Source organism: Actinomyces procaprae (assembly GCF_004798665.1).
Lineage (GTDB): Bacteria > Actinomycetota > Actinomycetes > Actinomycetales > Actinomycetaceae > Actinomyces > Actinomyces procaprae.
In genome coordinates, this window is the sequence record NZ_CP039292.1 from 3383813 (window position 1) to 3400032 (window position 16220).

12 protein-coding genes are annotated in these 16220 nt (G+C 70.7%); 6 read left to right on the forward strand and 6 right to left on the reverse strand.

Annotation, left to right across the window (positions count from 1 at the left end; genetic code table 11):
• The first annotated feature begins 29 nt into the window (after window positions 1-29).
• On the forward strand, window positions 30-2867 hold the full coding sequence (locus tag E4J16_RS14010) for a glycoside hydrolase family 32 protein (RefSeq protein WP_136314366.1): 2838 nt from the start codon (window positions 30-32) through the stop codon (window positions 2865-2867).
• 323 nt (window positions 2868-3190) lie between these two features.
• Here E4J16_RS14010 and E4J16_RS14015 read toward each other — a convergent pair whose 3' ends face one another.
• The 3 genes from E4J16_RS14015 to E4J16_RS14025 all read right to left on the reverse strand — a co-directional run bounded on the left by E4J16_RS14015 (window position 3191) and on the right by E4J16_RS14025 (window position 8118).
• Complete coding sequence (locus tag E4J16_RS14015) at window positions 3191-4402, reverse strand: IS1249 family transposase (RefSeq protein ID WP_136314367.1); 1212 nt, start codon at window positions 4400-4402, stop codon at window positions 3191-3193.
• A gap of 223 nt (window positions 4403-4625) precedes the next feature.
• Window positions 4626-5333, reverse strand: a complete 708-nt coding sequence (locus E4J16_RS14020) for a TetR/AcrR family transcriptional regulator (protein ID WP_136314368.1) — start codon at window positions 5331-5333, stop codon at window positions 4626-4628.
• Between the two features lie 79 nt (window positions 5334-5412).
• Window positions 5413-8118: an ATP-dependent Clp protease ATP-binding subunit gene (locus tag E4J16_RS14025; RefSeq protein WP_136314369.1), complete on the reverse strand. Its 2706-nt coding sequence runs from the start codon at window positions 8116-8118 to the stop codon at window positions 5413-5415.
• Window positions 8119-8412: 294 nt separating this feature from the next.
• Here E4J16_RS14025 and E4J16_RS14030 point away from each other — a divergent pair, with 294 nt between their 5' ends.
• The 5 genes from E4J16_RS14030 (at window position 8413) to E4J16_RS14050 (ending at window position 13541) form a co-directional block, all read left to right on the forward strand.
• A complete protein-coding gene (locus E4J16_RS14030; RefSeq protein ID WP_136314370.1) occupies window positions 8413-9156 on the forward strand; it encodes a hypothetical protein in 744 nt (247 codons plus the stop codon).
• 143 nt (window positions 9157-9299) lie between these two features.
• Window positions 9300-9989: a hypothetical protein gene (locus tag E4J16_RS14035; protein ID WP_136314371.1), complete on the forward strand. Its 690-nt coding sequence runs from the start codon at window positions 9300-9302 to the stop codon at window positions 9987-9989.
• A gap of 274 nt (window positions 9990-10263) precedes the next feature.
• Window positions 10264-10974, forward strand: a complete 711-nt coding sequence (locus E4J16_RS14040) for a hypothetical protein (protein ID WP_136191915.1) — start codon at window positions 10264-10266, stop codon at window positions 10972-10974.
• 68 nt (window positions 10975-11042) lie between these two features.
• A complete protein-coding gene (locus tag E4J16_RS14045) occupies window positions 11043-11225 on the forward strand; it encodes an antitoxin (protein ID WP_136314372.1) in 183 nt (60 codons plus the stop codon).
• A gap of 48 nt (window positions 11226-11273) precedes the next feature.
• Window positions 11274-13541, forward strand: a complete 2268-nt coding sequence (locus E4J16_RS14050) for a prolyl oligopeptidase family serine peptidase (protein ID WP_136314373.1) — start codon at window positions 11274-11276, stop codon at window positions 13539-13541.
• 907 nt (window positions 13542-14448) lie between these two features.
• On the opposite strand, the gene E4J16_RS14055 is transcribed toward E4J16_RS14050, so the two are convergent.
• From E4J16_RS14055 to E4J16_RS14065, 3 genes are all read right to left on the reverse strand, one after another.
• Window positions 14449-15084 carry a hypothetical protein gene (locus E4J16_RS14055; RefSeq protein ID WP_136314374.1) on the reverse strand — a complete coding sequence of 212 codons (636 nt, stop codon included), beginning with the start codon at window positions 15082-15084 and terminating at the stop codon, window positions 14449-14451.
• 26 nt (window positions 15085-15110) lie between these two features.
• Window positions 15111-15596 carry a hypothetical protein gene (locus tag E4J16_RS14060; RefSeq protein ID WP_136191918.1) on the reverse strand — a complete coding sequence of 162 codons (486 nt, stop codon included), beginning with the start codon at window positions 15594-15596 and terminating at the stop codon, window positions 15111-15113.
• A gap of 126 nt (window positions 15597-15722) precedes the next feature.
• A complete protein-coding gene (locus tag E4J16_RS14065; RefSeq protein WP_136314731.1) occupies window positions 15723-16220 on the reverse strand; it encodes a heat shock protein transcriptional repressor HspR in 498 nt (165 codons plus the stop codon).

Sequence of the window (16220 nt, forward strand, 5' to 3'; positions counted from 1 at the left end):
AACCCTGATCCGCATCGAAGGAGATGCATATGCACGTCACTTCGCGATTACATCGGCTGGTTCGCCCCGCGGCCGTCACGGCGGCCCTCGCACTCGCCGCCGTCGGCTCGGCAGCGTCGCTGCCGGCGCCCGCTGCGAGCGCCGCTCCCGCCGACGCCGCAGCCAGCGACCCCTGGCGGCCACTGGCCCACTACTCGCCGCAGGACAACTGGATGAACGACCCCAATGGCCTGGTGTATGTGGACGGCGAGTACCACATGTTCTACCAGTACAACCCGGAGGGCAGCGAGTGGGGCAACATGTCCTGGGGGCACGCGGTCTCCACCGACCTGGTGCACTGGGAGGAGCTCGGCGTCGCCATCCCCTACACCGCGGACTACGGGGTGTTCTCCGGATCGGCCGTCTACGACGCCCACAACACCTCCGGCCTGGGCACCGCCGACAACCCTCCCCTGGTGGCGGTGTGGACCCGCGCCGACAACCACAACGGCAACCAGTCCCAGTCCCTGGCCTACTCCACGGACAAGGGCCGCACCTGGACCACTTACAAGGGCGGCGATCCGGTGCTGGACATCGGCTCCACCGAGTTCCGCGACCCGAAGGTCTTCTGGGATGAGGCCGCCGGCCACTGGACCATGGCGGTGGCCCTGTCCGCCGACCACCAGGTGGCCTTCTACTCCTCCGACAACCTGATCGACTGGGCGCGGGAGTCCACCTTCGGCCCCATGGGCGACACGAGCGCCGTCTGGGAGTGCCCGGACCTGTTCCCCATGGCCGTGGACGGCGACCCGAACAACGTCAAGTGGGTGCTGTCGCTGAGCGTGGCCGGAATGGGCCGCTACTTCACCGGCGACTGGGACGGCACCACCTTCACCGCCGACGACATCCCCGTCTACACGGGCGCCGAGGGCACCGTGGTGGAGGACTGGGAGTCCGGCGCCTACGGCGAGTGGACCACCTCCGGCGCCGCCTTCGGTGACGCCCCCGCATCCGGGGACATCACCGGGCGTGAGGGCTCCTACTACGCGGACTCCTGGGGCACGGGGGACGCCGACACCGGCTCACTGACCTCCGCCCCCTTCACCATTGAGAAGGACTACCTGAACCTGCTCATCGGCGGCGGCAACCACCCCTTCGACGCGGCCGCCACCGGTGACGACGGCGGCGGCACCCTGCTGACCGGCTTCGACGACGGCAGCTGGGACGGGTGGACCGTCACCGGTAACGCCTTCGGGGAGGCTCCGCTGGCGGGCGCGGCACCCGGGCAGCAGGCGCTGATCAACATGCGCGGCACCGGCGTGCTGAACTCCTTCTACGACGCCGACACCGGCCAGGGCACCGACGCGTCCACCGGCATGGCCACCTCACCGGAGTTCACCATCGACGCCGACTACGTGAATCTGCTCATCGGCGGCGGCAACCACCCGGAGGCGGATGGCGGCGGAGCCACCGTCGTCCAGCTGCTGGCCGACGGCGAGGTGGTGCGCACCGCCACCGGCCGCAACCTGGAGGAGCTCAACTGGCAGAGCTGGGACGTGAGCGACCTGCGCGGGCGCACCGCCACGCTCCGCGTCGTCGACGAGAACACCTCCGGCTGGGGGCACATCCTGCTTGACGAGGTGCGGCTGTCCGACCGCGCCGCCACCACCATCCCCAACAACACCTCGGTCAACGTGGTGGTCGACGGCCGGGTGGTGGCCTCCGCGACCGGCCGGCAGTCGGGCGGCCTGGACTGGGCGAGCCTGGACCTGCGCCAGTGGCTGGTGCAGGAGGCCTACCTGGTGCTGGAGGACAACAACCAGACCTCCGAGTGGGGCCACTTCATGGTCGACACGATCGTGCAGTCGGACACGCCCGGTTTCAGCCAGACGGAAGTGATGCCCTACCTGGACTACGGGCGCGACTACTACGCCGCCGTCACCTGGAACGGCGTGCCCGACGGCGAGCGGTACACGGTGGCCTGGATGTCCAACTGGGACTATGTGAACGCGGTGCCGACCACGTCCTGGCGCACGGCCATGTCCACGCCCCGCAAGCTTGAGCTGCGCACGCTGAACGGCGAGCCGCGGCTGACCGCCGCGCCCGTGGCCGGCGTCGAGTCGCTGTACACCGGCGACGCGGTGGTCCTCGACGGGACGCAGATCCCGGAGGGCACCACCGCCCTTGACGGCCCGGCCGAGGGCAGGGCACTGGACATCTCCCTCGCCCTGGACCCGGGGTCCGCCGCCGAGAGCGGCATCGTCGTGCACGCCGCCGACGGGCAGGGCACCGTGGTCGGCTACGACGCCGAGGCGGGCGAGGTCTACCTGGACCGCACCAACTCCGGCGCCACCACCTTCTCGGCGTCCTTCCCGAGCGTGGAGCGTGTGAGGGTCGCGCCGGACGAGGACGGCCTGGTGCGACTGCGGGTCCTGGTGGACGCGTCGTCGGTCGAGGTGTTCGCCGCCGACGGCGCCGCGACCATCACCGACGTGGTCTACCCGGATGCGGCGGCGACGGGGGTCTCGCTCTTCGCCGACGCGGGCACGGCAACGGCGGTGCAGCTGCGCATCAACCAGTTGGCGGACTACCGGGACGCCTCCGTCGTGCCGGGGCCGTCGCCGACTGCGGAGCCCTCAGCCGAGCCCACGACCGCGCCTTCTGCTGCGCCCTCAGCCGCGCCGTCGACCGCACCCGCGGGCCCGACGGCGAGCACCGGGCCGGCTGCGACGGTGAAGCCCACACGGGCGTCGACCCCGGCGGGCACAGCCAAGGCGTCCTCGCCGTCACTGGCACGCACCGGCGCCGCAGCGCCGCTCCTCCTGATGGTGGCGGCAGCGGCAACAGTGGCGGGGGTCACGCTACGGAGTTTGCGGACCCGCAACTGAGTTGCGGATTTTGGCGCCGCCCGCACAAACGCAACCCATCCGTTACGGGTCTACCGCGGAATTCCGGGGTTTCCGGAATGGATTAACCCGACGGGACGTCCTATGATTAATCCCGTCGGGACGCTCGCGGCATCGAGGAGGTTCAGGGACTCTTATGACGTGCCGGTGCGTTTGGGGTTGACGCGTTTCAGGGACCGCGCCCCCAAATCCGACCGAGGCCCCGCGCCGATGGCGCGGGGCCTCCTTTTTTCCCCGGCGAGGCCCGGCGGAGTCGGCGGGTTATCGGCGCGAATGTGTGTGTGGTTCGGGCGTGTCGGGGTGTTCTAGCTGGTTCGTCCGGCCCAGCCTTTGCGGGCCCAGAGGCCTTCTTCGGGGGTGGGTGTGGTGCCCCATCCGGCGGGGTGCTGACTGGTGCTGGCGGGCTTGTTTGTTTTGGGTTTGGGTGTGCGGGTGCGCTTGGGGCGGCCTTGGGCGTTCCAGTCGGCCAGGATCACCGCGGGCGTGGCCGGTGCCTGGGTGTAGGTGTGTAGGGTCCACTCGGCGATGGCGGCCTGGTGGTCGGGGGTGGCGCCGCGGTGGTGGCGCAGCCGGTCGCGGACCTGAGCATTGACGGCTTCTACGGGGTTGGTGGTGCGCTCGGCGGGGGTGGGGCGGGGCTTGCCGTCCGGGGTGGTGAGGTAGGCGAACAACTGGCCTTGCTTGGCCAGGCGTTCCAGGCGCCGCCAGGCGCGGCGCACCCGGGGGTGGGCGTACCACCACTTGCGGCCCGTGCGGGCGGCGGTCTGGGGGTCCTGCTCGGCGGTAGTGCGCTGGTTCAGCCAGGACCGGTACTGGGTGCCGTAGTCGTTCAGAGTCACCAGCCACTTCGATGCCTGCTCGGTGGTGGAAACCCTCAGGAGGGCTCTGGAGTGGCGTAGTAGGGCCTTGCCGGGGTGGTCTTGGGGTGCAGGGTCAGGTCTCGGACGGTGCCCGTGGTGTACGTGGATCAGGCACCGCTGGACGGGGGTGCCCGGCCAGGTGGCGGCGATTGCCTTCAAGGCGCCGCCGGCCCCGTCGGTGGCGACCAGGTCGGGCGGGGCGATGGGGGCCAGCAGCGCGGCGTAGGCGGCGGAGTTCTCGGACGCGGCCCACTGCCAGCCGATCACGTGCGTGGGGCTGCGGGCTACCAGCAGCACCCACTTGTGGGCCAGCCACACCCCGTCGACGAACACCTGGGAGTGCATCTCGCCAGTAACCGGCGGCTTGGGAACTGGGATGTCCCAGCACCAGGCGGTCCGGCGGCGAAACGCCCTGTCACTACCGCCGGCGGCCTCGGCCTGGGAGCGACTGCCGACCGCCCATGCCAGGAACATGGTGAAGTCTTCTACCTGCCCGGGCGTGGGGTCGTCCTGGGCTGGCGCCTGGTCGCGCCGGCGTCTGGTGGTCGAGGCCCCGCAGTCCTTGCACCTCCAGCGCGGGTGCCCAGCAGTGGTGGAGCCGTTACGAATCATCCCGGAGCCGCATACCACACAACGCGGCCTGTTAGTGCGAGGCATGCTGAATCATGCCCCACCCCCAATTAACTCCGACTTTCCCCCACTACTTCAACGAAAACCCCCGATCCTACACACACATTCGCGCCGATAACTCGAGTCGGCCGTATCCCGCGGCGCTCAGGCCTGGCATGACGGGTTACCAGGGGTTTCCGGCTCTTCGTGTATGTGGGTAGACGTGCGGGCCGTGGGAGCACGGTTGCCGCGGGCAGCCGGGTGGCGGAGCTCAGCCGAGCCGCCAGCGCTGCTTGAGGTCCGCCACATACAGGCGCATCTCGTCGACCATCCCGGTGTCGACATTGACCGAAGCCGCAGTTCCGGGGGTGGTAGCGCACAGCCACTGAATCTGCAGCCCGTCGCTCAGAGCCACGACCGACCGGGCTATCAGGCGCGAGGGCGCCTCCGGGCGCACGGTCCCGAAGTTCTTGCCCCGTTCCAGGCTCTCCTCGATCTGCGCAATGGACTCCGACAGGTGCTGCGCCAGCCAGGAGTGCGCCGGATGCTCGGTCGCGAGCACCGCCGGCGTAGTCGCCGTATAGATCGCCACCAGTTCACGGTGCCGGGTGTTGTGCTCAACCAGGGCGGCGAATGCGTCCAGCAGCGCCCAGGGATCATCCTTCAGCTGCTCCTCGCCCAGCAGGTTCGCCCGATCCTCCCGGTCGCGGCGCTCCAGCACCTGGGCGAACAGCGCCTCCTTGGAGGCGAAGTGGTGAAGCAGCCCCGCCTTGGAGATCTCGGCCGCGGAGGCGATGTCCGCGAGCGAGGTCCCGGCATAACCGTGGGCGCCGAACAGGGCGACCGCCTCGTTCAGGATGCGTTCACGCTTGTCCTCGCTACCGGCCGGCGGGCGTCCGGGGCCGCGCCAACGCCCACCCGCCGAGGCGGGGGCGTCCGGGCCAGGGGCGACAGGGTCATGAACCGGGGAAGGAGCCATGCCCTTATTCTGGCACCGATGCGGACCGGGCCCGGGCAGCGCGTCCTCGCCGCCCGGGCCCGGACACCGTCCGGTCGGATCAGGCGGTCGGCGTCGCCGCCGACGGCGCCCACGCCTCGCCGCGGGCGCTCAGCGCCAACCCGGCCAGCACGCCGTCGGGGCTGACGTCGACGACGACCTCCTGGCCGTCGAGCACCTCACCGGCCAGCAGCATCTTGGCCAGCCGGTCGCCGATCTCCCGCTGCACCAGCCGACGCAGCGGCCGAGCGCCGAAGGAGGGGTCGTAGCCCTCGTCGGCGAGCCACTCGCGGGCGGCGTCGGTGACCGTCAGGGTCAGCCGGCGCCCCTGCAGCCGCTCGGACATGCGGTCCAGCTGGATGTCGACGATCCGGCCGAGCTCCTCCTTGGTGAGCGCGTCGAAGATCAGCGTGTCATCCAGGCGGTTGAGGAACTCGGGCTTGAATGCGCCGCGCACCGCGGTCATCACCGAATCGCGCTTCTCATCCGGGGACAGCAGCGGGTCGATGAGGAACTGGCTGCCCAGGTTGGAGGTGAGCACGAGGATGGTGTTGCGGAAGTCGACGGTGCGGCCCTGGCCGTCGGTGAGGCGGCCGTCGTCGAGGACCTGCAGCAGGATGTCGAAGACCTCCGGATGGGCCTTCTCCACCTCATCCAGCAGCACCACCGAGTAGGGGCGGCGCCGCACGGCCTCGGTCAGCTGGCCGCCCTCCTCGTAGCCGACGTACCCCGGAGGGGCGCCGACCAGCCGGGCCACCGAGTGCTTCTCGGAGTACTCGGACATGTCGATGCGCACGATGGCGCGCTCGTCGTCGAACAGGAAGTCCGCCAGGGCCTTGGCCAGCTCGGTCTTGCCCACACCGGTGGGGCCTAGGAACAGGAAGGAGCCGGTGGGCCGGTCGGGGTCGGACACGCCCGCGCGGGAGCGGCGCACGGCGTCGGCGACGGCGGTCACCGCGGCCTTCTGGCCGATCAGCCGCTTGCCGATGGCGTCCTCCATGTGCAGCAGCTTGGCCTGCTCGCCCTGCATGAGCTTGCCGACCGGGATGCCGGTCCAGGCGGAGATGACCTCGGCGATCTCGGTCGGGCCGACCTTCTCCGCGATCATCGGCTCCGGGGCGGCCCCCTCGCGCTCGAGTCCGTCCGGGCCGACGACGGTGGTGTCGACCGCCTCGACGTCGCGGATCTGCTTCTCCAGGGCGGGCATCTCGCCGTAGCGCAGGCGGCCGGCCTCCTCGAAGCGGCCCTCACGCTCGGCCAGGTCCGCCCGGGTGCGCAGTTCGTCCAGCTGGGCGCGCAGCTCGCCGACCTTGTTGTGGCCGGCCTTCTCCGCCTCCCAGCGGGCATTGAGGGAGGCCAGCTGCTCGGAGGCGTCGGCCAGTTCGGCGCGCAGCCGCTCCAGCCGGTCGACGGCGGCGGGGTCGGCGCGGTCGCCGCCCTCGTCGGACAGCGAGTCGGCCAGGTAGGACTCCTCCATGCGCATGCGGTCCACGCGGCGGCGCAGCTCGTCGATCTCCACCGGGCTGGAGTCCAGCTCCATGCGCAGCCGGGAGGCGGCCTCGTCGATCAGGTCGATGGCCTTGTCCGGCAGCTGTCGGCCGGAGATATAGCGGTCGGACAGGGTGGCGGCGGCCACGAGTGCGCCGTCGGAGATGGTGACCTGGTGGTGGGCCTCGTACTTGGGGGCGACGCCGCGCAGGATGGCGACCGTGTCCTCGACGGAGGGCTCACCCACGTACACCTGCTGGAAGCGGCGCTCCAGGGCGGGGTCCTTCTCCACGTGCTCGCGGTACTCGTCCAGCGTGGTGGCGCCCACCAGGCGCAGCTCGCCGCGGGCCAGCATGGGCTTGAGCATGTTGCCGGCGTCCATGGCCCCCTCGGAGCCGCCGCCCGCGCCGACGACGGTGTGCAGCTCGTCGATGAAGGTGATGACCTCGCCGTCGGAGTCCTTGATCTCCTTGAGCACGGCCTTCAGGCGCTCCTCGAACTCACCGCGGTACTTGGCGCCGGCGACCATGCCGGCCAGGTCCAGGGCCACCAGGCGCTTACCGCGCAGGGAGTCGGGCACGTCCCCGGCGACGATGCGCTGTGCCAGCCCCTCGACGACGGCGGTCTTGCCGACGCCGGGCTCGCCGATCAGCACGGGGTTGTTCTTGGTGCGGCGGGACAGCACCTGCACCACCCGGCGGATCTCGGCGTCGCGGCCGATCACCGGGTCGAGCTTGCCCTCGCGGGCGGCCTCCGTCAGGTCCGTGCCGTACTTCTCCAGGGACTTGTAGGTGCCCTCGGGGTTGGGGGAGGTGACGCGGGCGGTGCCGCGCACCTGCGGCAGGGCCTCGCGCAGCCTCGGGGCGGTGGCGCCGGCGTCGGCCAGCAGCCTGGCGACGGGGTCGGCCGAGGGGTTGCCCGCGGCCAGGCCGATGAGCAGGTGCTCGGTGGAGACGTACTCGTCCCCGAGGTCCTTGGCCTCCTTGCCGGCGGCCTCCAGGGCGGCCAGGAATGCCCGCGAGGGCTGTGGCTGGGCGACGGAGGAGCCGGAGCTGGCCGGCAGCGAGGTCAGCACGCGGCGGGTGGCCGCGCCGACGGCCTGGCGGGCCGCGGCGTCGGTGACGACGGCGGCGAGCAGGCCCGCGGCGACGCCGTCGGCCTGTGCCAGCAGCTCCGAGAGCAGGTGGGCGGTGTCGACCTGCGGGTTGCCCGCGGCGGCGGCCGCCTGCATGGCCCCGGAGATCGCCTCCTGCGAGCGGGTGGTGAAGTTAGTGTCCATAGGGACCTCCTTGACGTGGATGCCGGACACAGGCGGTCCGGAGTTCTGCACGCCTCAACCGACGCAACCTTGCGTCTATTCCACTCAACTTTATGCGGGGGCGGTTCCCGGCGGGGTTGCGGTCACGACTTGTGCGCAGGCGGGACCACCGGGATGCGCGTCGACGACGGCCACCCCTCCCGACCCCGTGGACGCGGGCGAAGCATGGGGACTCCTGCCCATTTCGTTACCCGACCCGGCTCCATAGCCTGATCGCGCACACACGCCCACACCTTCCTGAGATTTGGAGATCCCATGAAACGCCTTCCCCGCATCGCCGGTATCGCCACCACCGCCCTGACCGCCGTCGCCCTGAGCCTGAGCATGTCCGCCTGCACCCCCAACTCCGACGACGCCGCGGACCGGAACGCGGACCAGGCAGCCACCGCCGACGCCGGCTCCACCGACTCCGAGGACGCCGCGGACGCTCCGGGCGCAGCGGACACCGAGGCGGCCTCCGAGCCGACCGTCCCCGACGGCTACACCCTCACCGACGTTCCCGACACCGACCTGGCCATCGCCATCCCCTCCGACTGGACCACGCTCACCGGTGACGACGTCGCCGACCCCGAGCGCGTGGCCGACATGGCCACCGCCCTGAACACCACCGAGGACGACGCCAGGAGCAGGCTGGAGGCGCTGTCCCTCTACAGCGTCGACATGGACGAGGACTCCAGCGGCTACGGCGAGACCCTCAACGTGCAGATGCTCGCCGCATCCGAGCTTCCCAACGAGGACCGGCTCACCGAGATGATCGAGGAGCAGAGCACCGCCGACGTCACGCTGGATGCCGGGGAGTACTCCGCCACAACCACCGGTAGCGGCACCGACGCCGTCACGCAGGTCTACGACATCGTCTACGCCGACGGCAGCTCAGTCCCCAGCGCCTACGTCGTCCTGCCGACGGCGGACGGCAGTGAGACCGCTTACGTGGCCATCAACGCCACCTCCGCCGAGCGGCGGCAGGAACTGATCGACGCGATCCTCGCCTCAGTCTGATCCGAGACATATTGGTACTCTATTCGTTATAGTTGGGGCGGGGGCTCGGCGTCCCCCGCCCCAACATCACCCCACGGCGCCCGCAGTACCGCTGAAGCGCCCGGTGAGTGCCTGTCCCCCGGAATGACCTGGATTGGAGCCTCATGCACCGCACTTCCCGCCGGACTGCCCTCCGCCGCGGCCTCACCATCGCCGCCGCTGCAGGCGTGTCTGTGCTGATGTCCACGTCGGTGACGGCCTGCTCCAACAACTCCGGCTCCTCCGCCGGGGCCACCACGGCCGCCGGATACACCCTCACCGAGGTGCCGGGCTTCGACTTCTCCCTCGCGATTCCCACCGACTGGACCACCCTTACGCCCGACGACCTGGACGACGACGCGCTGGTGAACACCGTCGCTGAAGCGCTCGGGCAGGATGCGGAATCGGTGCGCGAGAGCGCCGATACCTTCCACCTGATCAGCGTGGACGCGGACGCCGAGGGCTTCGCGGAGAACCTGGTGGTCTCCCAGTACGAGCTCGAGGACGCGCTGCCGCCCGAGGAGGAGCTAGCGGAGGTCACCGCGGACTATCAGGTCGACTCCAGCAACTACGTCCAGCGGGAGACCGGCTCCGGCGCAGACGCGGTGCTGTACACCGCCTCCGGCACCCGTGGCGAAACCGGGGAGGACTTCGCCATCGCGCTCATGGCCATCGCCACCGGCTCCGGCCCGACCAGCGCCGCGGGCGCCACCGCCTCGCCTGACGCCGTCATCACCGCCACCTTCGTCCTGATCGAGGCCGCCTCCGCCGACCGCGCCCAGGAGCTGGCCGACGTCGTCATCGGCTCCGTCTGAGCCGCGCGGCTACGGCCGCGCAATTCGCCGCAATCAACCCCGAAGGAGTCCCATGACCCCCTGCCTGGCAGGACCGCCCTGACTGCCGCCTCCGCCGGCGCGCCGGGGGGCGGCGCTCGCCGCCAGCTGCACCCTGATTCAGGGTGCGGCCCGGCAGTACGCAGTACACCGTTAACGCGTACACGGTCACCCCGAATGAGGACGGCACGGTCACCCCAGCTGCCGGCCACCGTCCGCCCGACGTCCAAACCACCCAACCGTAAAGGACCCACTCATGACCCGTTCCACCCGTATTCCCCGCCTGGTCCCCCTGGCCGCCACTGGCCTGACCGCCATCGCCCTGACCCTGTCGCTGGCGGCCTGCTCGTCAGGCTCCGACTCCGCCGACTCCGCCGGCGCCGCCACCCCCGCGGGCGATCAGACCGTCACCGTGGAGTCCTCCGCCGATGCCGCCCCGGACGCGGACGCCACGGCAGTCCCGGAGGGATTCACGCTGGTCGAGGTGCCTGAGTACGGCGTCTTAGTGGCCGTCCCCTCCGACTGGGACACCCTGACCTCCGCCAACACCTCCGATGAGGAGCTGGTGGGACGCATCGCGCAGGCGCTCGACGACTCCGAGGAGGAGGTCATTGCGGATCTTGAGGACACGCCTCTGACCAGCGTCGACACCGCCTCGGACGCGGAGGACCCCGCATACCTCTACATGACCCGGTCCGACGGGAACGGCGCCCTGCCCACCGAGGAGATGTTGCGTGCCCTGGCCGAGAATCACGACGCCACCTCCTCGAACTACGAGCAGACCACCTCGGGAAGCGGCGCCGACGCCGCCACCTTCACCATGACCGGCTCCGAGGACGGCAGGCAGCGCCGCGTCTCCGGCGTCGCCGTGTCTGACGGCGACGACGCCTTCTTCCTGGTGGTGGTCGTCAGCGACTCCGAGCAGCAGCTTCAAGAGGTATCCGACGCCGTAATCGACTCGTTGTGAGCTGCGCGTGCGATACTGCACGGCAGGGACGCCGGCCGGCCTCCCGTTGGTCGACGAAAGGAAGCGCTATGGGACTCGATGACCTGAAGAAGAAGGCCGAGGGCGTCGTCAGCTCCGACAAGGTCGAGGAGGTCTCCGACAAGGTCCTCGACAAGGCCGCGGAGGCCGCCAAGAAGGTCACCGGAGGCAAGTTCGACTCCCAGGTCGACTCCGCTCGCGACGCCGCCGACAAGGCCATCGGCAACGAGTGATGCCGGTTCCGGCATCGTCGGGCACCCACTGGCCGTAGAGTCGGCCGGGTGACCACCGCGCCCGTTCCCCCTTCGCCCGCCCTCGAGCCCGTCCCCGACTGGCTCGACGACATTGAGGGGGAGCGGGCGCTTTCATGGGTGGCGCAGCGCAATGCCGCCACCCGCGCCGCCTTCGACGACGCCCCCGGGTTCGCCGAGCTGCGCACCGACATTGAGACGATCCTGGACGCGCCGGACCGGATCCCCCGGGTCGGTCAGGCGGTCGGGGCGCTGTACAACTTCTGGACCGACGCCGCCCACCCGCGCGGCCTGTGGCGGCGCACCACTTGGGAGTCCTACCGTGCGGACGGCCCCACCGACTGGGAGGTGCTGCTGGACCTCGACGCGCTGGGCGCGGCGGAGGACACCGCCTGGGTGTGGCACGGCGCCTCCGTGCTGCGCACCGGCCCGCTGGCGGGTCGGCGCGCCCTGATCACCCTGTCCGACGGCGGTTCCGACACCGACGTCACCCGCGAGTTCGACCTGGATGCGCACCGCTTCCTCCCCACCACTCCCGCGGCCGCCGCAGGCTTCCACCGGGAGGCCTCCAAGGGCTTTCTGACCTGGGGCGACGAGACCGGCGAGGCGGCGCTGCTGGCAACCGACTTCGGCGTCGGCTCCCTCTCCCCCGCGGGCTACCCCCGGCAGGTGCGGCGCCTGCACCGCGGCCAGGCACCGGATGCGGGCGAGGTGCTGCTCACCGCCGCCGCTGACGACGATGGCGCCTGGGCCTACCGCGACTTCTGGGGGCACACCTGGCTGCTGACCCGCCCCGACTTCTACACCGAGGAGCTGTGGCTGCTGCCCGACGGCGCCCCGACCCACCCCGCCGCCGACGCCGGGCGGCAGCTGGCCGGCACGCAGGCGGTCGTGGCGCCGGGCGCCCTGCACGTGGACGTGCCCGCCTCAGCCGCGGTGACTCCCGCCTGGGACCTGCTCCTGATCGAGCTGCGCGAGGACTGGGAGCCCGCCGCCGGCTGCACCTATCGGGCCGGCTCACTGCTGGCGGCCCCCCTCGACGCCTTCCTGGGCGGCTCCCGGGAGCTGACGGTGCTGTTCGCCCCGACGCCGGCGTCCTCATTGAGTGGTTTCACCATCACCGCCCACCACCTGGTGCTGGAGCTGCTGGAGGACTGCGTCACCGCCCTGGAGGTGCTCACCCCCGCCGGCCCGGACGGCGTCGGCAAGTGGTCGCGCCACCACCTGGACCTGGGTGCGCTCGCGGGCGGGGACCTTCCCGCCGCGTCGGCTTCCGCGGCGGACCCGACGCTGCTGCGGCCGGGGCGGGCACTGCTGAACGTGTCCGCAAGCGCCGTCGACCCGCTGGCGGGCGACGGGCTGTGGCTGACCAGCTCCTCCTTCACCCGCCCCACCACGCTCGCGCTCGGGGAGCTGAACGCCGACGGCGAGCTGGGCGGCGTCGAGGTGCTGCGGACCGCGCCGGAACGCTTCGATGCGAGCGGCGTCGTCGTCACCCAGCACGTGGCGGTCTCGGAGGACGGGACCCGGGTGCCGTACTTCCAGATCGGTCGACCGCGGCTGGATGACGCCGGCCGGCCGCTGCCCTCCCCGACCCTGCTGCACGGTTACGGCGGCTTCGAGGTCTCGCTCGGCATCAGCTACCTGCCGATCACCGGCCGGGCGTGGCTGGAGCGGGGAGGCACCTACGTGGTGGCCAACATCCGCGGCGGTGGCGAGTACGGGCCGGCCTGGCACCGGGCGGGGCTCAAGCGGAACCGGCACCGGGTCTATGAGGACTTCGCGGCCGTGGCGCGGGCGCTGGTCGAGCGCGGGGTGACCGCCCCGGAGCAGTTGGCGGTTCACGGCGGCTCCAACGGCGGGCTGTTGGCGGGGGTCATGCTCACCCGCTACCCGCAGCTGGTGGGCGCGGTGGTGTGCGAGGTGCCGCTGCTGGACATGCGCCGCTACAACCGCCTGCTGGCGGGTGCCTCCTGGGAGGCGGAGTACGGGAACCCGGACGACCCGGCGCAGTGGGAGTACATCCGCGAGTTCTCCCCCTTCCACCTGCTTGAGGCGGGGCGCACCTACCCGCCGGTGCTGCTGGTGACCTCGACGCGGGATGACCGGGTGCACCCGGCGCATGCGCGCACCATGGCCTACCGCATGCTGGCGCTGGGGCAGGACGTGACCTATTTCGAGAACAGCGAGGGCGGGCACGGCCGCGCGTCCACCAGCGCCCAGCGGGCCTACATGTACGCCCTGGAGCACGAGTTCGCCTGGCGTGCGCTGACCTACAGCAGGTCAACCAGCTCCTGAAGCTCGCCCTGCGGCCCACCAGTTCCAAGACTGACAGCCACGAGACCTGGGCGAACGCCGTGTCCGCCGTATCCTGGGGCACCGTTTGCGAGCCGGTGGATGTGGGCAGGATCGAGAATGACGACCACACCTACCGGGGCATCATCAAGGTTGCCGGATTCCCGGCTCTTCCGGTTTGAGGGTGTGTTGGGCTGGGGGTTTGTGTGTTGACGCGACGGTTCGTACCTTCGCGTGAGGGTTCGTATGTTCTGGTCGGCGATTCGTACCGTCGTGCGACGGTTCGTACGGTAGGGGTACGTAGCGTCGTAAGAAGTGCCGAATCGTTGGTGCCAAGTGCCGAATCGTCAGGCGAAGTGCCGAACCGTCATCCGGGGCGCGCGGGCGAACACGCCAGGCCCGCACCCCGAGCGCTCACGCCTGCGCCCGGGGCCCGTCGAGTAGGGCACCGAGCTTGCCGCCGTGCGTCGTCAATGGCGCCAGCCCGGTCCAGCACCCAGATGATCTCAACGGCCCCAACGAATCAGCGCAAGCCAGCACCACCCACCGACAACAACCTCACCAACCCGACAACGACCACCCCCACCGCAGCCCCGACCCCAACCACCACACCCACAAACCGGAAGAGCCTGTATATCGGGTTCGGCATGTGGGTGGGGTGGGCGGTGTATGCCCAGGCCCGCGGGGGTGAGGTGTCCGAGTTCGGCACAAAGGCCGTCGGCAGCCCCCGAGGGCAGGTATAGAAACCGCATGATTCCAATGTTCTGCCCGCGGCTGGCCGACAGCACTGGAGCCGTTTGTGCCGATCTCGGACATTTTGGACCGCCGCACGACGGATTCCGCGCCAGCGACGACCCAGCTGCATGAACGCCCGCAAGACGCTCACTAGTAGGAGGGCGGCGCAAACGTCTCAGTGGCGGGCGCGAGCGGCGCCGACAACGGCAACCACCAGGCCTGCGACACCGGTCGCGCCGGCGCCGAGTATGAGCAGTGCGGCCGCAGGGACGCGATCCAGCTTCATGGTCGGGCCCACCACCACACCGTTGGTGCCGGACGGGCAGGAAACCGTGTAGACGCCGGCACCACCCGCTGCGAAGGTCGCATAAGGCGCTCCCGCCTCGGGGGTGTCGAGGATGATCGCCACGCCGTCGGGGTCGGTGACCGCGCAGCCGGAGGTGGCGCGGGTCGAGGTGCCGTACAGGCCCACCGCCGTACCCGCATCCAGGTAGACCGTGCCGTCCTCACCAAGCGGCGTGCCGCGAGTGGGGGAACCGTCCAAGACCGTCATAACCCCGCCGATCAGCAGCATAGGCGCCACCAGCAGCATCAGCACCAGTCCGATGCCGAGGGTGCGCCGTCGGCGGGGCCGCGGCGGCATCGTCCCACCGACGGCGTCTGCGCGGGCCGCGCCTGCTCGCCGCCCCGCCACCGGGTCAGACACGACAGGTGGCTCAATGCCCTGCCGACGCAGGTGGACGGCGAGCTCCTGTGGGCTCAGGCGCTTGCCGTAGCGGGGCTCGCCGTCCTCGGTCTCGTACGCCGACACCGGTGCTCCGTTACCGGGCCGCGCCGTCAGGCGGCGGCGTCGCTCTTCGGGCCGCCGATCTTCGCCGCGATCTCAACGAAGAGACGCAGGATCAGGATGTTGATCCCGATCTGCGGGATGGCGACCAGCAGGTTCAGCACGAAGTCCCCGAAGTTGAAGTAGACGCTGCCGTCGTAGCTGGAGTGGTAGTAGGTCGCGTCGAATGCGCCGAACACCCAGGACACCAGGTACAGGATCAGACCCAGGGTGAAGACCGTCTTGCCGTACTTGGAGGCGAAGTCGCGTGCGCCGTCCATCAGGTTGCTCATGAACGACTCGGAGGAGGGCTGGGCGTATCCGCCGCTGTAGGGGTTCTGCTGGAACTGGCCCGCCTGCGGCTGCCCGGCCTGCGCGGGCTGGAACTGCGTCGGCTGCTGCGCCTGCTGGGGGTACTGCTGCGGGTTGTAGCTGCCCGGGGCGGATGCGGCCGACGGCGGGATGTAGGGCTGTCCGGGGTTGGGGGGCTGAGTCATGCGCCTAGTTCCTTCACTTTCTGATACTGAAGCAATGTCAGCCTACCGCCCCGCAGGCAAGAGAATCACGACCTGAGGGGCGTCTCACCTGCGAGAACGGTCTCGCTTCGCGCTCGCCCGGATCTCCTACCAGGAGCGGCGCAGCACGATAGCGGTGCCGGGACGGCCGGGAATGCCGCCGGACGACCTCCCGCTCGGGGTGCCGGCCCGCACGTCCGCACGGCTGCGGGCACGCCGCCCCGGAGTCACCGGGACGACCTGCACCTCGCCGTCGGCGGCCGCGGCGAAGACCCGCTCGACGGCGGCCTGGCGGGCGCGCAGGGAGCGGTTCTCCTCCTCCAGCCGCTCCAGGCGCCGCTCCAGGTCGAGGATCCGGCGGATACCCTCCAGGTTGATTCCCTCCTGGCTCAGCGCCTGCACGCGCCGCAGCTGCTGCACGTCCCGGTGGGAGTAGCGCCGCCCCCGCCCGGAGGTGCGGGCGGGGGTGACCAGCCCCAGCCGGTCGTACTGCCTGAGGGTCTGGGGGTGCATGCCGGCCAGCTCCGCAGCCACGGAGATGACATAGACGGCCCGCTCGTCGGCATCCTCGGCGAGGAAGTCGACGCCCCGACCCGTCCGCCGCAT